Genomic DNA, 19,167 nt, shown 5'->3' on the forward strand with positions numbered 1-19,167 from the left:
CGCATCGATGACAATTTGCCGCACGCTCGCTCTGCTCGCTCTCTATCTGTTGCCATCGGGCGCAGGCAACGCTGCGGGCATCACGGTACACGACGCACGCGACCGCGACGTCGTGATCGACAATCCGGCGCGGATCGTATCGATCGGCGGCGCGATCACCGAGATCCTCTATGCGCTCGGCTTCGAGGACCGCATCGCCGGCGTCGATGCGACGAGCCTCTACCCGCCGTCGGCGCTGCGCGAAAAGCCCGACGTCGGCTACATGCGCCAGTTGTCGCCCGAGGGCGTGCTCGGCCTGCACCCGTCACTGGTGCTGGCGGTGCAGGGCTCCGGGCCGAAGGAAACCATGGACGTGCTGGAAGCCGCCAGGGTGCCGCTGGTGTTGGTGCCCGAGACGTTCTCCGAGGCCGGGTTGGTCGAAAAGATCAGGCTGGTCGGCCACGCCATGGGCGCCGATCCGCGCGCCGCGTGCCTCTCCGCTGCCGTCGAGAGCGATCTCGCGCAACTGCGCGCGCTGCGTGCCAAAGTGACGACGCCGGTGCGCGTGATGTTCGTGATGTCGATGGTGAACGGCCGCGCGCTGGCCGCCGGCCACAAGACCGCGGCGGACGAGATCATCCAGCTCGCCGGCGGCATCAACGCGATCGACGGCTATGACGGCTACAAGCCGGTCAACGACGAGGCGATCGTTGCCGCCAAACCTGATGTCGTACTGTCGATCGAGCGCGGCAAGGATTCGCTGAACGCCGACGCGGTGTTCGCGCATCCGGCCTTCGCGCTGACGCCGGTCGCGGCCAATAAGGCTTTCATCTCGATGGAAGGGCTGTATCTGCTCGGCTTCGGCCCGCGCACCGCGGCCGCCGCGCGCGATCTCTCACTCAAGCTCTATCCGGCGCTGGCATCGCAGGCCGAAAGCTTCAAGCCGGCCGCGCTGACCGCGAACTGCCGGCAATGAGCGCGGTGGCCGAGCGCAGCGCGCGTGCCGATCAACGCGACGCCGCAACGTCGCTGCGCCCGGCCGCGACGCTCACCATCCTCTGCCTGCTTGCCGCACTCGCCGGCGCAGCATTGATCGCGCTGACCGTCGGCGCCGCCGGCATTCCTCTGGCGCGGTTGCCGGCCGCGCTCGGGCTGTGGACCGACGGCGCCACCGGCCCGCTGCTCGCCCGCGATCAGCTCGTGGTGTGGTCGATCCGCATTCCGCGGATCGCGGCCGCCGCGATGGTCGGCGCGCTGCTGGCGATGTCGGGCGCGATCATGCAGGGGCTGTTCCGCAACCCTCTGGCCGATCCCGCTTTGGTCGGCGTCTCCTCGGGTGGCGCCTTTGCCGCGGCGGCCGCGATCGTGTTCACCGACAGCCGCTTTGGCGAACACCTCTATTTCATGCAGCACCAGTTGCTGCCGGTCGCGGCCTTCATCGGCTCGCTGGTGACCACCGTCGTTCTCTATGCCATCGCCAGCCGCGGCGGGCGGACCTCGATCGCGATCTTCCTGCTCGGCGGCCTCGCGCTCGCCGCGATCGCCAATGCCGGCATCGGGCTGCTCGTGTTCGTCGCCGACGACCGCCAGCTGCGCGACATCACCTTCTGGCTGCTGGGCTCGCTGAGCGGCGCGACCTGGAGCAAGCTGACGACGCTGGTGCCGGTGCTGGCGATCGCGTTGATCGCCTGCGTCTCGGTCGCGCGCGGGCTCGACGCGCTGGTGCTCGGCGAGGCCGAGGCATTTCATAGCGGCGTCGACGTCGAGCGGCTGAAGCGGATCTCGATCGTGCTGGTCTCGGCGATGACCGGCGTCGCGGTCTCGATCTGCGGCGTGATCGGCTTCGTCGGCATCGTAGTGCCGCATCTGCTGCGGCTGGTGATCGGACCGGCGCACCGCCTGCTGCTGCCGGCCTCGGCCATCCTTGGCGCCGTGCTGCTGGTCGGCGCCGATACGGTGGCACGTAGCATGGTCGCGCCTGCAGAAATGCCGATCGGCATTTTGACCGCCGCGATCGGCGCGCCGTTCTTCCTCATTATGCTGCTGCGCCAGCGCGGGCTGGTCGCGCTATGAGCGCGCTGATCGAGGCGCAATCGGTATCCATGACGGTCGGCGGCGCGACGCTGGTCGATAACGTCTCGCTGCGGATCGGCGCCGGCGAGATGGTCGCGATCGTCGGCCCCAACGGTGCCGGAAAATCGACCTTGCTGCGGATGCTGTCCGGCGATCTTCGCCCGTCACACGGCACGATCCGGCTCAAGCGGCGCGATCTGCACGCCTACAAGCCGCGCGACCTCGCGCAGCACCGCGCGATGCTGTCGCAGCATGTCAGCGTCACCTTCCCGTTCACCGTCGAGGAGATCGTGACGATGGGCGCCGGCGAGAGCCCGCGTGCCGTCGCGCGCGGGTTGGTCGAGGCGGCACTCGACGAGGTCGGGCTGGCGCAGTTTCGCTTCAGGCAGTTGCCGACGCTGTCCGGCGGCGAACAGCAGCGCGCGCATTTCGCCCGCGTGCTGGTGCAGCTCGCCTGCGGCGAAGCACGGAACGGGCCGGGGCTCTTGCTGCTGGACGAGCCGACGTCGAGCCTCGACCTGCGGCACCAGATCGACCTCGTCGAGACCGCGCGGCGGCGGGCGGCGCAAGGCACCGCGGTGATCGCGATCCTGCACGACCTCAACCTCGCGATGCGGTTCGCCGACCGCATCCTGCTGCTGCATCGCGGTCGTCTCGCCATCGACGGTGACCGCACGGCCGCGATGAAAGCCGAGACCATCCGGCAGATCTTCGAGATCGACGCCGTGATTGCCCACACCGATCAGGGCGTGCCGTTCCTGCTGCCGCAGAACATGCGTGCGTCGGACAGGGCGACGTAACGCCGCAACCCTTATCCCGCGACAAACGCGGCCATTCATAAATCTGTCAGGCGGCTGTAACAGGCGCCTCGGAGAACACCGCATCGTTTATCTCTTGGTTTTTCCTTGGAGGTCACCATGCGCCTGTCACTGCTCTGCTCCGTCGCGTCCGTCCTGCTCGCGACAGCTGCGTTCGCGCAAGGCGAAGGCGAATTTCCGGCGACGCTGGCGGGCCATGCCGTGATGCCGGCGGAGAGCTTCATCGAGGCGCCGGCGGATGCGCCCGCAGACCTGAAGACGTCGGGCAAATACACCACCGGCAAGCGCATCGATGCGATCGGCTCCGTGATGGGCAAGTCCAACGACCGCCCGACCGGCGTGTCGCTGCCGTTCAAGGGCCAGCCGCTGCAGGGCCATTCCGGCATCAAGGTGATGCCGGACGGCACGTTCTGGGTGATCACCGACAACGGCATGGGCTCGCGCTACAACTCGGCGGACTCGATGCTGTACCTCAACCGGCACAAGATCGGCTGGACGAGCGGCAAGATCGAGCGCCAGGAGACCGTGTTCCTGCACGATCCCGACAAGAAGGTGCCGTTCCGCATCGTGCATGAGGACACCACCAAGCGCTATCTGACCGGCGCCGACTTCGACACCGAGGGATTCCAGATCATCGGCGACACCTTCTGGATCGGCGACGAGTTCGGGCCATATGTCCTTAAGGCCGACAAGACCGGCAAGATCCTCGCGGTGTTCGAGACGGTAGCCGACGGCAAGCCGGTGCGCTCGCCGGATCATTGGGCGGTGCAGTCGCCGGGCGCGCCGGGCGCGAGCTACAGCAACGTCAATCTGCGGCGCTCCAAGGGCTATGAGGGCTTTGCCTCCTCCAAGGACGGCAAGTTCCTCTACGGGCTCCTTGAAGGGCCGCTGTGGGATGCGGAGAAGAAGGATTGGGAGAAGGTCGACGGCAAGGAAGCCTCGCGCATCCTCGAATTCGACGTCGCGGCGGAGAAGTTCACCGGCCGCTACTGGCAGTATGTGTTCGAGCAGAACGGCAATGCGATCGGCGATTTCAACATGATCGATCCGACACAGGGCCTGATCATCGAGCGCGACAACGGCGAAGGCACCGCCGACAAGGCCTGCCCGCAGGGCCAGCGCGCCGAGAACTGCTTTTCCGATCTTGCCAAGTTCAAGCGCATCTACAAGATCGAGCTGTCCGACGCCAATGTCGGCAAGCCGGTGCGCAAGATCGGCTATATCGACCTGATGAAGATCCGCGATCCCGACAAGAAGGCGAAGAAGCCGCTCACCGACGGCGTACTGACGTTCCCGTTCTTCACCATCGAGAACGTCGACCGCGTCGACGACACCCACATCATCGTCGGCAACGACAACAACCTGCCGTTCTCCTCGAGCCGCGATCCCAATAAGGCCGATGACGACGAGTTCGTGCTGCTCGAAGTCGGCGACTTCCTGAAAGCGAAGTGAGGCGGTCTCGCCACGCAACACCATGTCGTCGCCCGGCTCGACCGGGCGACCCCGTATTCCAGAGGCCGCTGAGTTCAGCGGATAAACCGCGGCGTACTGGATGCCCCGCTCAAGGCGGGGCATGACAGCGGAGTATGCAAACTCCATCCCCGTCATCCTGAGGAGCCGCGAAGCGGCGTCTCGAAGGATGCACGGCCCCGCTGCAGCCGCGTGGAAGCAGCAGGGCCGTCGACCCTTCGAGACGGCCGCGTAGCGGCCTCCTCAGGGTGACGGATTACGCGAGTGGCGACGGATCACGTGGTTGGCGCCTGCCCTCCCCCTCACTCCTTCTTCGTCCGGTAATCCCCGAACGTCGTGTCGCGCTGGTCGAGCTGCGCCTTGACGCTGGCACCGTCACGGCGGAAGCCGGACATGTAGGCCTTGCTGGCTTCGGTGGTGAAGGCCAGCGCCTGGATCTCGGTGCCGGCGCGCATCGCGGCGCGGGCGCCCATGATTTCCATCGCGCGGTGCACGCTGCGCTTGTTGAGCTGCTGCAGTTCGACCGGCACCTTGGCGGCGCGCTCGGCGAAGTCGAGCGTCTTGACCTCCAGTTCGGCCAGCGGAAACGACCGCGTCGCATAGCCCCATTCAGCGGCCTCACGGCCGCTCATCGCGTCGCCCGTCAGCATTAATTCCATGGCGCGGCGCATGCCGACCAGCCAGGGGTGATATTGCATGTCGGGCGGGCTCATCAGCCGTACCGGCGGGTAACCGATCTGCGCATCGTCGGCGACGTAGACGACGTCGCAGGCGGTCGCGAGCTCGGTGCCGCCGGCAAGGCAATAGCCGTGCACCTGCGCGATCACGGGCTTGGCGAGGTCCCAGATCGAGAACCAGCCCTCGACAACATGGCGCGACCACTGCCCGGGCCCGGATGCCGAATGATAGGGCTGGTCGACGCGGTTGTCGGCGGAGAGGTCGTAGCCCGCCGAGAAGCAGGGACCGGCGCCGCGCAGGACGGTGATCGACACATCGGGATCGCGATCGGCCTGCTCCAGCACCTCGAAGATCTCGCCGCGCAGGCGGTTGTTCAGCGCGTTGCGCTTTTCCGGGCGGTTCAGCGTGATGCGCCGAACCCTCGGCCGCGGATCGTCGACGATGATGTGCTGGTAACTCATGGTTCCTCCCGATCTCGTCTCATTGCTTTTGGCAAGTGATGCCCGAGATCGGGAGGGATGTCATCGGCGCCGGATGCAGATCAGCCCGCCGGCACCATCACGACACCCTTGTCCTTCGGCCAGCGCATCCGCCAGGCGAAATTGATATCCCTGACATCGCCCGGCTTGGCTTCGAACGCCCATTCCAGCACGCCGCGCTTGTCGCGGAAGTTGGTGGTGGTCGGCTGGGTCGACGACGGCAGCATCTCGACCACGATCTCCTCGCTCTCGCTGACCGGCAGTTGATCCTGGATCGCGACCTTGATCGGGAAATCATGGCCGTTGCGCACCGTGGTCTTGAACGCGCGCTCGTCGGTCTTCGACGTCGTGACGATCAGACCGGCCGAGCCTTCGTTGCGCTTCACCACGGTGCGCTCGATCTTGACCTTGTCGTCGGCGCCGAAGCCGAGCCGCACGGTCTCGTCCTTGGCGGCGCTCGCCATCCGGCTGCGGCCGACGAAGATGCCGTCGCGATAGATCGCGACCAGCCCCGGCAGCAGCGGCGCATCGTCGGTCTGCACGAAGCTCGCTTCCAGGAACGCGGTCGGATCGATCACGGGAACGGCACGGATCGCGAGATCGGGGCTGATCGTGGCCGTCGAAATGCGCAGGCTCTTGGCGCCCTCATTGGCGACGACGCTGACGCGGCCGGAAATCTTGAACGTGGCCTGGAAGGCGCCGACCTCGGCGACCGCCTCCCGCTCGTCGGCGCGCTTTGCCATGCTTTCAGCCAGCTCAGACGACATTGGAGCCGGCGCGGCGGCACGCTGCTGCACGCTGTCGAACGCCCTCCCCGCCGCCATCGGCAGATGCGGTCTCGGATATTGCACGATCAGCGAATTGAGGTCGGGCGCATTGCCGCCGCGGGCGACGCGCACGGTGGAGACAGCGAGGGCCACGTTCGACCAGTCCTCGCCGGTCGACTGGGTGATCTCGGCGCGGCGCACCAGCTCGATCGCCGGCTTGCGGTCCTTCGCGCCGGTATCGAGGCGCGCGTCGTAAAGCGGCGTCCAGCGGGCATTACGCACCGCATAGGTCACGCGCAAGGTGGCCTTGGTCGCTGCAGTGGAGGCGAGCTCGATTCGTACCTCGAGCTTGCTCGGCGGCTTGGCGGCGCGATCGGCGTCAAGACGCGCGATCTCACGGTCGATCTCGCGCTGCTTGCGCTTGGCATCACGGATCGCGTTGTCGGCCGCCGCGACCTCGTCACCGACGGCGGAGAACGCGGAGCGCCATTCGCTCACCGGACGCGCCTCGCCCTTCTCGCCAAGGCCGACCGGCGATACCTCGGCGAAGCGCTCGGCGAATTTGCGCCGAGCCTCGGCCGAGACGATGGCCCCCTGCAGATCCTCACGCTGATCCTTCAGCGCCTCGATGCGCTTGTCGATGTCCGGCAGGTTGACCGGTGCCACCGAGCGCGGCGGGCGTGCGTCGATCGCGCCGATCGTCAGGCTTGCGCCCGCGTTGCCCTCGACGCGCAGCGAGGACGGATCGAGGCCCATCGGAAAATCCTTGGCGACGAGCGTGTTGTCGCCGGCGGGCAGATCGAGCGTGATGACGCGGGTGACGCTCGCGCCATCGGGATAGACGGTGACGGCGTCGACCTGCGACGCCGCATCGAGATCGGCCGCCTGCAGCGGGCTGGCGACCAGCGCAGTCACCAGCGCCAGGCTGGTGGTAACGAGGCAGTTCGCAATCAATCGCATGATATCCCTCCGGTGATCTCCGCATCGCGCGAGATGTCGGAATGCGCCGGCTGCGCAGGCGCACCGCTTCTCGTGCTTGAGACGCGGCGAGGAAGGAACTGGTTCGATTGAGGTTTCGGCGCGGCGCGAGCAAGGCGGCGCCGCGGCCGCAGCGTGGCAGGGCGATGTCTTTTCCGGTCAGTGTCCCGTTTTGCGGCGGATGAACAGGTAGTTCGGAATGAAGCCGGCAAGCGTGATCGCCACCATGATCCACCAGCCGCGCTGGAATGCGACGATCCTGTCAGCCATCGTGACCGGTGCTGCGAGAATGGCGACGGAGATCGCAACGCCGATGGCGAGCGCGGCCTGCCGGATCATGTTGATCACGCCGGAGCCGGTGGCAAACGAGGATGGCGGCAGCGATCCGGCACCGACGCCCATCAGGGTCGGGAAGGTCAAACCGACGCCGATCCCGATCAGCATGACACCGGCGACGACCGCCGGGACATTGGCGTCAGCGCCCATCAGGGCGGCCCAGATGACGAGCCCGGCCGCGAAGCACAGGATGCCGGCGGAGACCACGGCGGCAGCGCCAAATCGCACGATCAGGCGGCCGGCGAACAGCAGCGAGGTGATCGGCACCAGCAACGGGCCCGGCGCGATCGCAAGGCCGGTCTGTAGCGCCGACCAGCCCCACACCGTCTGCTCCCACAGCGCGACGGAGAACAGCATGGCGCCGAACGCCGCCGAATAGGGCGCCATCACCAGCGAAGCGCCGGTGAAGGGCCGCACCGCGAACAGTGCCGGATCGACGAAGGGATTTTTCGAGGTGAGACAGTGCCGGATGAAAGCGGCAAGGCAGACTGCTGCGACGGCAAAGGCGACGACGATGCCGCGCGAGCCCCATCCCCAATCATTCGCCTTCACGATCGCAAAGGTCAGGGCGCCGATACCGCAGGTGACCAGCAGCGCGGCCCAGGGATTCGGGCGCGGCACGTCGTGGCCGGGCACTTCGGGCAATTTCAGCCAGCCGATCACGAGCGCAGCGATGCCGATCGGAACGTTGACGATGAAGATCCAGCGCCAGTCGAAGGTCACGAGCACGCCGCCGACCGGCGGCCCGAGCGCCGCCGCAAGGCCGCCGATTGCGGTCCAGGTACGGACCGCGCCGGCGCGCTGCTCGGCGGGAAAGGACGCCAGCAACAGACCGATCGACGTCGGCGTCATCAACGCAGCACCGGCAGCCTGCGCAATCCGCGCGATGACCAGGAATTCGACATTGCGCGCCAGGGCACACGCCGCGGACGCGGCGGTGAACAGCGCAACGCCGAGCAGGAAGCTGAGGTTGCGGCTGTGCCGTTCGGCGAGCCGGCCGAAGAACACCAGCAGCGCGGCGTAGGCGATCGCATAGCCATTGAGGATCCAGGAGAGGTCCTCGAGCGACGCATCGCGGAACTCCTGCGCGATGTTCGGCAGCCCGACATTGACGATGAACAAGTCCAGATTGGCGAGGCAGATGCCGACCGAGACGATGGCGAGGACCTGCCGCGGGGTCGCCTTTGCGGCAATCCGGCGTCGCGGCACGGCGGTATCGGCAGGAAGGTCGATCGTTTCCGCGTCGGCCTCGGACATCGGACATCTCCAATTAGGTGCATATGCATGTATTGCCATTACGTGCATATGCATGTAATTGTCAAGCAGGTTGGAGACGGCAAGGCGATGGCGAAGACGGAACCCCTTCGGTGCAATCTCACGCAGCTGCGCAAGGCGACGCGGCGCGTGTCGCAGCTCTACGATGCGCTCCTCGCGCCCAGCGGGCTGCGCGGCACGCAGCGTGCGCTGCTGGCCTATCTGGCAAGATCGGGATCGCCGACGATGGGCGAGCTTGCCGCCGCCCTGGTGCTCGACCGCACCGCCCTCAACCACAATCTCAAGCCGCTGCAGCGCGACGGCCTCGTGACGGTCGCGGTCGACGGCAATGATCGCCGCAGCAGGCTGGTGCGGCTGACCAAACGCGGTGAAGCGCGGCTCGCGGAGTCGCAAGTGGCCTGGCGCGAGGCGCAGGACCGTTTCGAGACGGCGTTCGGCAGCAAGCAGGCAGCCGATCTGCGCCAGACGCTCGAACTGGTGGCTTCGCTCGATTTCGGCGAGCATCCGACGGCACCGGCATCATAGTCGGTCCATCATGAAAAACGGCCCGGCGTGATCCGCCGGGCCGCAACTTTTTCAAACGATCGGCGCGGTCAAGCGCTCAGCTGTAGATCTCGAACAGGCCGGCGCCGCCCTGGCCACCGCCGATGCACATGGTCACGACGCCCCACTTCGCCTTGCGGCGGCGGCCTTCCTGCAGCAGGTGGCCGGTGAGCCGGGCACCGGTCATGCCGAACGGATGGCCGATCGCGATCGAGCCGCCGTTGACGTTGTACTTCTCGGGATCAATGCCGAGCTGATCGCGCGAATAGAGGCACTGGCTGGCGAAGGCCTCGTTGAGCTCCCAAAGGTCGATGTCGTCGATCTTCAGGCCGTGACGCTTCAGGAGCTTCGGCACGGCGTAGATCGGGCCAATGCCCATCTCGTCGGGTTCGCAGCCGGCCGAGGCCCAGGCCACGAAGCGGCCCATCGGATTGAGGCCGCGCTTCTCGGCGTCCTTGGCTTCCATCAGCACCACGGCGGCGGCGCCATCGGAGAGCTGGCTGGCGTTGCCGGCGGTGATGTACTTGCCCGGGCCCTTGACCGGCTCGAGCTTGGCGAGGCCCTCCAGCGTGGTCTCGGGACGGTTGCACTCGTCGCGGTCGACGACGTAATCGACGATCGATTCGGCCTTGGTTGCCTTGTCGACCACCTTCATCCTGGTCTTCATCGGGACGATTTCGTCCTTGAACTTGTTGGCCTGCTGCGCCGCGGCCATGCGGCGCTGCGATTCCAGCGAATACTCGTCCTGGTATTCGCGCGAGACCTTGTAGCGCTCGGCGACGATGTCGGCGGTGTCGATCATCGCCATGAAGATGTCGGGCGCGGTCTTGAGCAGGTCGGGATCGATCGATTCCTTCGGCGAGCCGCCGCCGGGAATCGAAATGCTCTCGACGCCGCCGGCGACGATGCAGTCCGATCCATCGGAACGAATGCTGTTGGCGGCCATCGCGATGGTCTGCAGGCCCGACGAGCAGAAGCGGTTCACCGAGACGCCGGCGGTGCTCTTCGGCAGGCCGGCGAGCAGCGCGGCCTGGCGGCCGATGTTCGGCGCGCCATGCGCGCAATTGCCGAGATAGCAATCCTCGACATAATCCTTGTCGACGCCCGCACGCTCGACCGCATGCTTGACGGCGTGCCCGGCCAGCGACATCGGCGGGGTGATGTTGAATCCGCCACGGCCGGACTTCGCCAGGCCGGTGCGCGCGTAGGAAACGATGACGGCTTCACGCATTGTTTTCTCCCTCAGACATGATGGTCATTGTGGCGTGTCGTGGCCCGTTCGTACACAGTTTTCGGCGGCTGCGACAAGCAATACCCGGCACCGTGGAACGACAAACGCCGCCTCCGGGTCCGGAGACGGCGTTCTGTTCCGCAGATCGGAATATCGGGACTAGAACGACAGCGCCTTGGCCTGCTTCACCTGCGGCAGCGCCTGCACCTTGGTCAGCACATCGGCCGGCACCGCGCCGTCGACCTCGACCAGCGCGATGGCGTCGCCGCCCTGCTTGACGCGGCCGAGATGGAAGGTCGCGATGTTGATCTTGGCATCGCCGAGCAAGCTCGCGAACGCGCCGATAAAGCCCGGCTTGTCCTCGTTGGTCACGTAGATCATCGTCTTGCCGAACTCGGCGTCGACGCGGATGCCCTTGATATCGACGAGCCGCGGCTTGCCGTCGGCATAGACGGTGCCCGACACCGAACGCTGCTGCCGCTCGGTGGTGACGGTAACCGTGATCAGGCTTTCATAGTCGCTCTGCGCGGCGCGAACGATCTCGTCCACCACCATGCCGCGTTCCTTGGCGACGACCGGTGCCGAGACGACGTTGACCTCGCCGAGCATCGGCCGCAGCAGGCCGGACAGTACCGCCGAGGTGATCGCCTTGATCTTCATCTCGGCGACATGGCCCTCATAGGTGATCTCAGTCTTGACGATGCCGCTCTCGGTGAGCTGGCCGGCGAACGAGCCAAGCTTCTCGGCGAGTTCGATGAACGGCTTCAGCTTCGGCGCCTCTTCCGCGGTGATCGAGGGGAAGTTCACCGCGTTCGAGATCGCACCCGACAGCAGATAGTCCGACATCTGCTCGGCGACCTGCAGCGCGACGTTCTCCTGCGCTTCGGTGGTGGAGGCGCCGAGATGCGGCGTGCAGATCACGTTGGGATGGCCGAACAGCACGTTCGAGGTCGCCGGCTCCTCGACGAACACGTCGAAGGCGGCACCGGCGACGTGCTTGGAATTGAGCGCATCGACCAGCGCCTGCTCGTCGACCAGGCCGCCGCGGGCGCAATTGATGATGCGCACGCCCTGCTTCATCTTGGCGATCGCGGCCGCGTCGATCAGGTTTTTGGTCTTCTCGGTGAGCGGGGTGTGCAGCGTGATGAAATCGGCGCGCCTGAACAGATCGTCGAGCTCGACCTTCTCGACGCCGATGTCCTTGGCGCGCTCCGGCGAAAGGAACGGATCGAACGCGATCACCTTCATGCGCAGGCCGAGCGCGCGGTCGGCGACGATCGAGCCGATATTGCCGCAGCCGACCACGCCAAGCGTCTTGGCGGTGATCTCGACGCCCATGAAGCGGTTCTTCTCCCACTTGCCGGCCTGGGTCGAGGCGTCGGCCTGCGGGATCTCGCGCGCCAGCGCCAGCATCAGGGTGATGGCATGCTCGGCGGTCGTGATCGAATTGCCGAACGGCGTGTTCATCACGATGATGCCCTTGGCGGTCGCGGCCGGGATCTCGACATTGTCGACGCCGATGCCGGCGCGGCCGATCACCTTCAACCGGTTGGCTTTCTCGAGCAGCTTTGCGGTCGCCTTGGTGGCCGAGCGGATCGCGAGGCCGTCATAGTTGCCGATGATCTCGGCGAGCTTTTCCTTGTCCTTGCCGAGGTTGGGCTGGAAGTCCACCTCGACGCCGCGATCCTTGAAGATCTGCACGGCGGCCGGGGACAGCGCGTCGGAAATGAGCACTTTGGGCTTTGACATGGGAATTGTTCCTTCGCCCTCACGGCGGGCGGCGATTGGATCGATGCGATGAAGTTCTGATCACTTCCCCCTCTCCCCGTTCTTACGGGGAGAGGGTCGGGGTGAGGCAGCCACGGGCGAGGAGCAAGCCGAAAGAGCCCCTCACCCGGATTGCTGCCGGACGATGCTGCGCATCGCCGGGGGCAATCCGACCTCTCCCCGTAAGAACGGGGAGAGGTGACTAAGGAAGTTACGCGGCCTTCGGCAGCGCCGCCTTGGTTTCGGCGAAGGCCCAGTCGATCCACTGCGTCAGCAGTTCGACGTCCTTGGCTTCCACCGTGGCGCCGCACCAGATCCGCAGGCCCGCCGGCGCATCGCGGTAGTACGCGAAGTCGAAGCCGGCGTTCTCCTTCTCCACCAGCGCGACCAGCTTCTTGCAGAAGTCGGCCTGCGCATCCGATGGCAGCGAGGTGATCGCGGGATCGGTGAACTTCAGGCACACCGAAGTGTTGGAGCGGATCGCGGGATCCTTGGCCAGGAAATCGATCCACGGCGTCCGCGCCTTCCAGTCGGCGAGCGCCTTGGTGTTGGCGTCGGCGCGGGCGATCAGCGCCTTCAGGCCGCCGATCGACTTCGCCCAGTGCAGCGCGTCGAGATAGTCCTCGACGCACAGCATCGACGGCGTGTTGATGGTCTCGCCTTCGAAGATGCCCTGGTTGAGCTTGCCGCCCTTGGTGAGGCGGAAGATCTTCGGCAGCGGCCAGGCCGGCTTGTAGGTCTCGAGCCGCTCCACCGCGCGCGGGGAGAGGATCAGCATGCCGTGCGCCGCTTCGCCGCCGAGCGCCTTCTGCCAGGAGAAGGTGACGACATCGAGCTTGGCAAAGTCCAGTTTCTGCGCGAACGCGGCCGAGGTGGCGTCGCAGATCGTGAGGCCTTCACGGGTCGCGCTGATCCAGTCGGCGTTCGGAACGCGCACGCCCGAGGTGGTGCCGTTCCAGGTGAAGACGACGTCCGAGTTCGGATCGACCTTGGAAAGATCGGGGATGTCACCATAGCCCGCGTTGAGCTTGGTGACGTCCTTCAGCTTCAATTCCTTGACGATGTCGCTGACCCAGCCCTCGCCGAAGGATTCCCAGGCGAGCGTGGTGACGGGCCGCGCACCGAGCAGCGACCACAGCGCCATCTCGACCGCGCCGGTATCCGACGCCGGCACGATGCCGATCTTGTAATCGGCAGGCACCTCGAGCACTTCGCGCGTCAGCTCGATCGCGAGCTTGAGCTTGGCCTTGCCGACCTTCGCACGATGCGAACGGCCGAGCGCGGCGTCCTTGAGATTTTCGGGGTTCCAGCCGGGGCGCTTGGCACAGGGGCCGGAGGAGAAATGCGGCACGTGAGGCCGCGAAGCGGGCTTCGCTGCAGTCATGATCTACCCTTCCAGATAGCTGCCTCTCGGTGGGGAGAGGTTTCCCGCCGCCGGGGATAGTGGAAAGGGGCTAAAACGTCAAGGAAGTTCAGGCGCGTCGGGCCCGACGGTGGCATCACGGCTGATTGATGGGGATTCCTCAGCCTGCTGCGTCATTTCCTGGTCGAGCAAATCTGCCGCCAGAGTCATGAGCTTAACGGCCTTGCGCCGGCTCGATATCTTCAGAATGCTCTTCTCGCCGGCCTGCACGATGTACTCGTTGCCGAGCCGCACGATCGAATAGTCTGGCATTTCAAATCCCCAAGCTGCCGCCGAGCCCCATGGGAGACGTCGATATAGCCCAGTCGTTCCCGCCCCGTAAAACCCCGGAGGTGGGCTTAGTTTATTGGTTCTTAACCGGATAGCAGAGCGAGAACTACCGCAGGCACTGGCGCGCCAGAGAATGCAACTTCGTGCGCAAGCATCAGAACCGAAGCGTCATGCCGACATGGCTGCGTGCGAAGCCGAGCCGTTCATAGAAGCGCTGCGCATCGACACGGGTGTGATGCGTCAGCAGTTCGACGAGCACGCAGCCCTTCGCGCGCGCCTCGGTGACCGCCCATTGCACCAGCTGCTCGCCGATGCCGCGGCTGCGGCAATGTTTTGCGACGCGCACGTCCTCGAGCAGGCCGCGCGAAGTGCCCTGCGAAGAGAGACCCGCCATCATCGCGAGCTGCAGGCAGCCGACCACAGCGCCCTCACCGTCGACCGCAACGACGAGCTGCAAATTGGGATCGCGATCGACCCGCTCGAACGCCTGATAGTAGATTTGCGGCAACGGATCCTCGATCCGTTCGCGGCCGCTGCCGAGCGGATCGTCGGCCAGCATGCCGACGATGGCGGCGACGTCATCGCGGCGGGCGCGGCGGATCGTGATGGAAGAAGCTGCGGTCATGTCGGTCTCTGTCGGATAGCGAGATCTCAGCGCGCCGGCGGCAGGCCGAGCACGCGCTCGCAATCGGCGATCCAGCGGTCGATAACAGGATAGCGGTCGAGGTCGAGCCCCCCCTCATGCGCGAGGCGCGTATACGCGAGCAGCGAGACGTCGGCCAGCGAGAACGCCTCACCGACCAAAAATCGCGTGGCGCCGAGATGCCGCTCCAGATGGTCGAGCGCGACGTAGCCGCGCTTTACCAGGTTCGGATCGAGCTCGGCGACGGCCTTGCCGAGATACACGATTTGGAAGCGGCAGACCGCGACATAGGGCTCGTGCGTATTCTGCTCCCAGAACATCCACGCATCCATCTGCGCCGCGGAATAGGGATCGGCGGGAATCAGCTCGCTGCTGCGCCCGAGGTAGCGGATGATGGCGTTGGACTGCGCCAGCGTGCGGCCGTCATCGAGCTCGACCGTCGGCACCTGCCCCCAGCCGTTCAGCTTGAGGAATTCCGCCGTCCGGCTGCCGCCCTTCAGGGTGTCGATCTCGATCCAGCTATAGGGCAGCGCAAGCTTGTCGCACACCCACTTCACCTTCAGGCAATTGCCTGAATTGGCGTCGCCGTAGATCTTCATGTGATGCGCTCCCCGGCCCGATGCCCGGCGGCCGATCAGCCGCGCGGAGATCATGCTCACACAACACCGCGAGTGCGTCGATCATTCATTGTGCTTGACGCCGCGGCGTCCGGCCGCGCCGTTCGCTGTCTGGCTTGCGGGAAGGATGGTACGTCAGAATTTATAGCCGAGACCGACGCGCACCGTATTGACGCTGGTGTCGATGACGGTGGTGTAGCGCGCGTATTCCCATTCCGCCCGCATGAACAGGCCCCCCATCAGGCTGACATCGATGCCGAGACCGCCGCTGTAGCCGACCACCAGGTTGTTGTGCCGCACGTCTGTCGCGCCGTTGACGAACGGCGTCGAGAACGGGCCCAGGGCAGATGTGCTGATGGAGTCGTAGATGGTCACGCTGCGCGAGATGTTGGCATTGCCGAATCCGACACCGCCGAAGATGTAGGGCAGGAAGCAACCCCAGGCATAGGCAGCACGGCCGCGGAAGGTGGCCATGTCCGTGATCTGGATCGATGCGGTCGAATCGACGCGCACGTCGTGGAAGAAGCTGTCAGTCAGCGGCGAGCCGCTGATCAATTCCTTGCTCGCGGTGGAGCTGCCGCCATACGTGCCGTGGATGTAGCTCACCTCGGCGCCGACGACGATATCGTCGAACTGCCAGTTGTAGCCGGCAAAGCCGCCGAAGCCGGTCCCGTGCTGCGATACCTTGCCGAGCCCGAGATCCCAGTTCGCGACATCCATCTGCGAAATCACGTTGTGATCGAGCAGCGGCGTCAGCAGGTTCTTGTTGGAGCCGCCGAAATTCTCGGTGGACGTTCCATAGCCGGCCTGGCCGCCGACGTAGAAGCCGGCCCAGTTTGTGGTCGAGCGGTTCAACCCCTCGACATAGGAGCCGCGCAGGACCGGGAGGTCGGGCATATCGGCGGCGCGTGCGCCGGTCACTGCCCCGAACATCATTGCCGCCAGCAAGAACCTACGCATCACCATGCGCTCCATCCAACCCATCAAACTATGCGTTGATCATCGCCTGTTAACCTTAACCAATCGTTGTCGCCGAAAGCTTTTGCCGCGGGCGAGTTGCGGAATGCGCGGCGCGCCACAAAAGCAAAACGGCGCGGGATGATCCCGCGCCGTCTGCAATCGTTAACCGTGTCGGTCTCGCCATTAACCCTTGCGGATCAGCGGCGGGGGCGGCGGCGGGGGCGGCACGTCGCAGCACGGCAGCGCGAAGCGGACGCCGAGCTTGACGTCCTGCGAGGTCAGGTCGCGGAACTGGAAGGACGAAGGACCGGCATTGCTGCCGTCGAACGAGCGACCGTTGCCCTGCACCGCAGTGCCCATGTCGAGATAGCGATAGGCCAGTTCGACCGTGAAGTTGTTGGTGACCTTGTAGGCGACACCGGCATGCAGCGCCCAGGCGAGATTGGTCTTGGTGGCGCCGTCGGCGATGTAGGTGCCGGTCAGGCCGGACCCGCTCGGGAACGTCGCGACGTCGGAGAACGCCGTGGTCTTGATCGACGCGGCACCGACACCGGCGCCGATGAACGGCGTCAGGCACCACCAGGTGCCGAGATCGGCATAGACGTTCACGAGGCCGACCCAACTGGTGTAGCCGCCGTGATAGGCGTCGGCGAGCGGATTAGTCGGGAAGGTCGCGAAGTCGGTGCCGGTGAAGTTCACCTTCGAGCGATACTCACCGGTGATGTCGGCGCGGAACCAGCTGTTGAACTGATAACCGACGCCGATGCCGTAGAGCATGCCGCTGTCGAAGCCATGGCCGTACTGGTTGAGCACGGCGTTGGCCGGCAGCGTGTCGTACAGATTGGTGTGCAGCCTGCCCTTCGTGTTGGTCATGCCGATATCGCCGCGCAGATACCAGCCGCCGAAGTCCTGCTGAACCGGCGGAGGAGCGTACGCCATCTGAGGCGGCGGCATGATCGGCATGTCAGCGGCGAACACCGCCGTGGACATCAGGGATGCCGCGCCTGCGGCAATCAGAGACTTAACGCTACGCATTGGCTTCGTCCTTTTGGCCAAGTGAGGCGACACGAAAGCCCCACGTCTGAAACTCACGGGCCGGACGATGGCAGCAAATGCTTAAGCGGCGCTTAACCCTAATTTTTAAGGTTGATTTTCTCTGACCATTTCGTGTTGCTGTTGCTTATGGGCCCCATCAAAAGGCGCACGCGGCCCGCCAAACATGGCGAAACCGCCGCAAGTGCTAACGATGTGTTGACGAACGCGAAGGTTGCGAGGCCGCAAGGGTTAGCGAAGGCTTAATGCAGGCGTCGCGCTTACACGCTTGTTGCCGCGATGTGCTCAGCGAATCGGCTTCGGCATCTTCGGCAGGAACACCGCGAGCAGCCCGATCGCCGGCAGGAACGCGCAGAGCTGATAGACGAAGGCGATCGAGGTTTGGTCGGCGAGCTTGCCGAGCACGGCGGCGCCGAGCCCGCCGATGCCGAACGCGACACCGAAGAACACGCCGGAGATCATGCCGAAGCGATGCGGCATCAGTTCCTGCGCGAACACGATGATCGCCGAGGTCGCCGACGAGATGATCAGCCCGATCACGACCGTCAGCACCGCGCTCGCGAACAGCCCGGCATAGGGCAGCGCCAGCGTGAACGGCAGCGCGCCGAGGATCGAGAACCAGATCACGTATTTGCGGCCGAAGCGGTCGCCGAGCGGCCCGCCGATGAAGGCACCGGCGGCGTTCGCGGCGAGGAAGATGAAGAGATAGAGCTGCGCGCCCTGGGTCGACACGCCGAACCGGTCGATCAGATAGAAGATGTAGTAGCTCGACAGGCTCGAGACATAGAGCTGCTTGGAGAACAGCAGCGCCACCAGCACGGCGAGCGCGATCATCACGCGGCGCTGGTCCGGATGATCAGGATGGCGCTCGATCACCGCGGCCTTCTTGCCTGCGATCTGCGGCTTGTACCAGGCGCCGATGCGCCACAGGATCACGATGGCGAGGAACGCAATCGAGGAGAACCAGGCGATCGAGGGCTGGCCGAACGGCACCACGATGGCGGCGGCCAGCAGTGGTCCCATCGACGTTCCGAAGCTGCCGCCGAGCTGGAACAGCGATTGCGCGAAGCCGTAGCGGCCGCCCGAGGCCAGCCGCGCGATCCGCGACGCCTCCGGATGGAACACCGCGGAGCCGAGTCCGACCAGCGCGGCGGCGATCAGGATCATGCCGTAGGCGTGCGCGACGCTGAGCATCAACAGGCCGACAAAGGTGAAGCCCATGCCGATCGACAGCGAGAACGGCTGCGCCTTCTTGTCGGTGAAATGCCCGACCACCGGCTGCAGCAGCGACGCCGTGAACTGGAACGCCAGCGTGATCATGCCGATCTGCGCGAAGTCGAGCGCGTAATTGTCCTTCAGGATCGGATAGACCGAGGCGATCAGCGACTGCATCGTGTCGTTGAGGAAGTGCGAGAAGCTGATGCCGGCGAGCACGACATAGGCCGGCCCCGCGGCAGCCGCTTTCGCGGCGAGCGCAGGCGACAGCTCCGGCACCAGCACCGGCTCGCCCAACACCTCTTCGCTCACGACGGGCTTGTTCAAGGCAGCATTCCCTGAGGCGGATTCGCTGAAAATACCTCCGTTTCGTACGACGCGGAGGCGGATGCGACCAGTGGGAATAGCCGATAGCTGCGATGCGCTGTGTGGGACATCGCGCAAGATCGCCCCTGTCCCTGTCATCCCCGCGCAAAGGCTCCGCCTTTGTCGCTGGAGGTGCGAGCGGAGCGAGCCTCGAAGGATGAATCGGCCCGGCTGGTGGCCGTGCATCCTTCGAGGCTCGCAAGAGCTCGCACCTCAGGATGACGGG

General features: G+C 65.5%; 17 protein-coding genes. 5 read left to right on the forward strand and 12 right to left on the reverse strand.

Annotation, left to right across the window (positions count from 1 at the left end; all coding sequences use genetic code 11):
* The first annotated feature begins 7 nt into the window (after positions 1–7).
* The 4 genes from JQ633_RS34635 (at position 8) to JQ633_RS34650 (ending at position 4,322) form a co-directional block, all read left to right on the forward strand.
* Positions 8–955, forward strand: coding sequence for a heme/hemin ABC transporter substrate-binding protein (locus JQ633_RS34635; RefSeq protein WP_211990314.1), 948 nt, complete (start codon positions 8–10; stop codon positions 953–955).
* Positions 952–2,052, forward strand: a complete 1,101-nt coding sequence (locus tag JQ633_RS34640; RefSeq protein ID WP_211990315.1) for a FecCD family ABC transporter permease — start codon at positions 952–954, stop codon at positions 2,050–2,052. The genes JQ633_RS34635 and JQ633_RS34640 overlap by 4 nt, the downstream gene beginning before the upstream one ends.
* Complete coding sequence (locus JQ633_RS34645; protein WP_211990316.1) at positions 2,049–2,852, forward strand: heme ABC transporter ATP-binding protein; 804 nt, start codon at positions 2,049–2,051, stop codon at positions 2,850–2,852. Before JQ633_RS34640 ends, JQ633_RS34645 begins: the two co-directional genes overlap by 4 nt.
* 117 nt (positions 2,853–2,969) lie before the next feature.
* A complete protein-coding gene (locus JQ633_RS34650) occupies positions 2,970–4,322 on the forward strand; it encodes an esterase-like activity of phytase family protein (protein WP_211990317.1) in 1,353 nt (450 codons plus the stop codon).
* Between the two features lie 320 nt (positions 4,323–4,642).
* Here JQ633_RS34650 and JQ633_RS34655 read toward each other — a convergent pair whose 3' ends face one another.
* The 3 genes from JQ633_RS34655 to JQ633_RS34665 all read right to left on the reverse strand — a co-directional run bounded on the left by JQ633_RS34655 (position 4,643) and on the right by JQ633_RS34665 (position 8,835).
* Entirely contained in the window at positions 4,643–5,479 is an 837-nt protein-coding gene (locus JQ633_RS34655; protein ID WP_211990318.1) for an enoyl-CoA hydratase-related protein, read from the reverse strand.
* A gap of 80 nt (positions 5,480–5,559) precedes the next feature.
* Positions 5,560–7,224, reverse strand: a complete 1,665-nt coding sequence (locus JQ633_RS34660) for a mucoidy inhibitor MuiA family protein (RefSeq protein WP_211990319.1) — start codon at positions 7,222–7,224, stop codon at positions 5,560–5,562.
* 177 nt (positions 7,225–7,401) lie between these two features.
* Positions 7,402–8,835, reverse strand: a complete 1,434-nt coding sequence (locus tag JQ633_RS34665) for an MFS transporter (protein WP_211990320.1) — start codon at positions 8,833–8,835, stop codon at positions 7,402–7,404.
* An 87-nt stretch (positions 8,836–8,922) separates the two neighbouring features.
* Here JQ633_RS34665 and JQ633_RS34670 point away from each other — a divergent pair, with 87 nt between their 5' ends.
* A complete protein-coding gene (locus JQ633_RS34670; RefSeq protein ID WP_211990321.1) occupies positions 8,923–9,378 on the forward strand; it encodes a MarR family winged helix-turn-helix transcriptional regulator in 456 nt (151 codons plus the stop codon).
* A gap of 76 nt (positions 9,379–9,454) precedes the next feature.
* On the opposite strand, the gene JQ633_RS34675 is transcribed toward JQ633_RS34670, so the two are convergent.
* From JQ633_RS34675 to JQ633_RS34715, 9 genes are all read right to left on the reverse strand, one after another.
* On the reverse strand, positions 9,455–10,627 hold the full coding sequence (locus JQ633_RS34675) for a thiolase family protein (RefSeq protein WP_211990322.1): 1,173 nt from the start codon (positions 10,625–10,627) through the stop codon (positions 9,455–9,457).
* 159 nt (positions 10,628–10,786) lie between these two features.
* Positions 10,787–12,376, reverse strand: a complete 1,590-nt coding sequence (serA, locus tag JQ633_RS34680) for a phosphoglycerate dehydrogenase (protein WP_211990323.1) — start codon at positions 12,374–12,376, stop codon at positions 10,787–10,789.
* 229 nt (positions 12,377–12,605) lie between these two features.
* A complete protein-coding gene (locus JQ633_RS34685) occupies positions 12,606–13,778 on the reverse strand; it encodes a phosphoserine transaminase (protein ID WP_211990324.1) in 1,173 nt (390 codons plus the stop codon).
* Between the two features lie 78 nt (positions 13,779–13,856).
* On the reverse strand, positions 13,857–14,069 hold the full coding sequence (locus JQ633_RS34690; protein WP_211990325.1) for a hypothetical protein: 213 nt from the start codon (positions 14,067–14,069) through the stop codon (positions 13,857–13,859).
* A gap of 172 nt (positions 14,070–14,241) precedes the next feature.
* Positions 14,242–14,712 carry a GNAT family N-acetyltransferase gene (locus tag JQ633_RS34695; RefSeq protein WP_211990326.1) on the reverse strand — a complete coding sequence of 157 codons (471 nt, stop codon included), beginning with the start codon at positions 14,710–14,712 and terminating at the stop codon, positions 14,242–14,244.
* A 26-nt stretch (positions 14,713–14,738) separates the two neighbouring features.
* On the reverse strand, positions 14,739–15,329 hold the full coding sequence (locus JQ633_RS34700) for a glutathione S-transferase family protein (protein WP_211990327.1): 591 nt from the start codon (positions 15,327–15,329) through the stop codon (positions 14,739–14,741).
* A gap of 153 nt (positions 15,330–15,482) precedes the next feature.
* Positions 15,483–16,307: an outer membrane protein gene (locus JQ633_RS34705; RefSeq protein ID WP_211990328.1), complete on the reverse strand. Its 825-nt coding sequence runs from the start codon at positions 16,305–16,307 to the stop codon at positions 15,483–15,485.
* Positions 16,308–16,490: 183 nt separating this feature from the next.
* Positions 16,491–17,342 carry an outer membrane protein gene (locus JQ633_RS34710; protein ID WP_211990329.1) on the reverse strand — a complete coding sequence of 284 codons (852 nt, stop codon included), beginning with the start codon at positions 17,340–17,342 and terminating at the stop codon, positions 16,491–16,493.
* 303 nt (positions 17,343–17,645) lie between these two features.
* Positions 17,646–18,902 (reverse strand): MFS transporter, encoded by a 1,257-nt coding sequence (locus tag JQ633_RS34715; protein ID WP_211990330.1) that lies wholly within the window; start codon positions 18,900–18,902, stop codon positions 17,646–17,648.
* Positions 18,903–19,167 lie beyond the last annotated feature (265 nt).

Source organism: Bradyrhizobium tropiciagri (genome assembly GCF_018130505.1).
Lineage (GTDB): Bacteria > Pseudomonadota > Alphaproteobacteria > Rhizobiales > Xanthobacteraceae > Bradyrhizobium > Bradyrhizobium tropiciagri_B.